The sequence below is a fragment of the Mesorhizobium sp. P5_C1 genome, from assembly GCF_054049815.1.
The window spans coordinates 1-2309 of sequence record NZ_JBFULQ010000719.1; the positions used below are offsets into that span (position 1 = coordinate 1).

Annotated in this window: 2 protein-coding genes; both read left to right on the plus strand. The window is 62.6% G+C overall.

Going from position 1 to position 2309, the window contains the following annotated elements; translation table 11 throughout:
• Positions 1-187: 187 nt before the first annotated feature.
• A complete protein-coding gene (locus tag ACXJ7R_RS30335; RefSeq protein WP_457155036.1) occupies positions 188-1318 on the plus strand; it encodes a hypothetical protein in 1131 nt (376 codons plus the stop codon).
• Positions 1315-2309, plus strand: a 995-nt coding sequence (locus tag ACXJ7R_RS30340) for a hypothetical protein (RefSeq protein ID WP_457155037.1), incomplete at its 3' end; no start/stop codon positions are given. The genes ACXJ7R_RS30335 and ACXJ7R_RS30340, both read left to right, overlap by 4 nt.

The window sequence follows — 2309 nt, forward strand, 5'->3', positions numbered from 1 at the left end:
GGTGCATTGGTCGCCAATCCGTTTTAGTTTACATTCTATAAATGCGTTATTCGGCGAAGTTGACTTTGAGTTAGCCACGCTTTTTATGGCCGTTCCTCGCTGTAACGATCCAATACAAAATTGATCTTGCAAAGATATTGCCTGTAAAGAGCGATGAGGCTGCCCCTTCGGTGGCCGGGGGGCTTTCGTGCATTTTCTTCTGCTCGTCTTGCTGAAGAGATCCGTCTTCAATCCAGCGATCGTCTTGGCAGCCCTCCTTGTCTACGGCGAAGGAATTAACCTTGCCGCAGCTCAGCAAATGTGCGGCCAGGCGCTGTCACAGTGCGACCTGCAGACCGACTCCGCATGCCTCGAGCGCACATATGCGTGCGGCGAATATGATACCGTTATCCAGTCGCTCTTCGTCGAGCGGTTCGAACCGACGCCCGACCAGAAATACTTCGTCGGCGCATCGTTTTACGGCCGCCACATCCGCGAGCGCGCCGCCGGCGTGCAGTGCGAGATGGTGAAGTTCGCGCGCGAATACCTGACCGACTACCTGTCCGGCGTCGAGGCCGAGTTCACCACCAGCGGCTCGTTCGGCACGATGCGACAGATGGATCAAATCTATCATGCCGCGCAGATGTTGACCGACCTCGGCGACGTCACCGGCTGCCCGGAATCGGCGCTGACACGCGCCACCGTCGAGGACATCGCCCGTAGCGAGGCCGTGCGCTATGCACGCTCGGTGTTCCTGCAGCCGCCGCCGGAAGCTCGTTCCTCGTTCGACACACTGCAATTGGCGCTGAGAAGCTTCGTCAGTCGGGCGTCCGATCTCGAAACGGGGATCGCACTGCGCCGCGTCGAGATCAAGTCGGCCGAAACGCACCTGAAGGCGATCCGCGTCATTTTCGCTGATATATTCGGACCGGTGACCGGGGCGGGCGCGACGCTGGTCGCCAACACCTCGATCCTCGACGGCCTGGCCGCGAAGACGACGCAGATGCTGCGCTCCGTCGAAGTGTCGGAGGGAGAATTCAAGCGGGCGCTCGGCAACGTCACGCCGGAGCAATACGCCAATCTCAATCGCAACACGGTCGCCAGCGCGGAGGATTTTCTCAAGGTCTCCGCCTTCCACATCAACATGATCGGGGTGCTACTGCCGACGGATCCGGCAAAGCCCTTCTGGCGGCTGGACGCCGAGGTTCATGCCGACAACGCTGCCCAGGGCGCATTCAACGATCTCGCAAAAATAAAGGCGGACTGGAAGGCGCACGGCGCGGCCACCGGCATCTGCGCCCAGGCGGGCGCTGCCGACAGGGTGTGGTACTGCCGATGACAACCCTCCGAGCCATCGCGTTGTCCCTGATTGTCAGTTGCGTCCTGGCCGGCGCGGCCAGCGCCGCATCGATCCTGGAGCGGGCTTACACATCGGAGAAACTCGACGGTTTCTGGAACGCCACGCTCTCGAACGCAACGCCCGACGCCACCCGGTTCAGCGTGCTCGCCCCCGGTCCCGCCGCCGTCGAACCGAGCCACGAGGCGACGCAGCCCGATTTCGGCTTGCCCTTCACCGGCGAGGTGGTCGGCGAGGCGTCGGGCTCCTCCGGCGGCAGCCGCAGCGTCGGTTTCCCGATCATCCCGCTTTCGGCCGATGACGCCTCGGTGCTGATGCGAAGGCTTGCGTGGTCAGAGATCTACCTCAGCCGCTACCGCTTCTTCGCCCCAATCTCGACCGATAGCGCCGAAGAGCTCGCCGCGCTCGTCGGCCGACAATACGCCGCTGCCGTCGAGGCCTACCTGATTACCGGGCGGCTTTACTTCTCCGGGGCCGACTTGCCGGAGAAATGCCGGTACCTGACGCGGATGAACGAGATCAATGCCGGGCCTTTGTCAGGCGCCAGCCTGGCTTCGCTGCCTGCGGCCTGGCGTCCGCTGTTCCCGATCGTCGAGGYGGTGCGTGCACGGCTTGGTTCAGACGCGCTGGCGAAACTGGTCTGTTCGGTCAAGCCGGTACGCGGGCGCGCCGAGACGACCGGCCTGATCGAGACGCGGGTGCGCGCAAAGATCGTCAAGGCGGTCAGGACGAAGGTCGACGACACGCTCAACCTGATGAACGCCGCTTCGACCGAATACCAGTCACTGGTCAACGAGATGGACGTGTCGATCAAGTCGGCCGAGGTGATGGAGTTGGAGCGTGTGCTCGGCAACGCACAGGCCAACATGGTGCTCGTCAAGGAGGATCAGCTGAAGGCAGCAGAGACGATCGCCACGCTGCAGGCCGTCGACCTCTCCAGCCTCAACCAGCCGGAATCGCTGAAGGAGTTCGA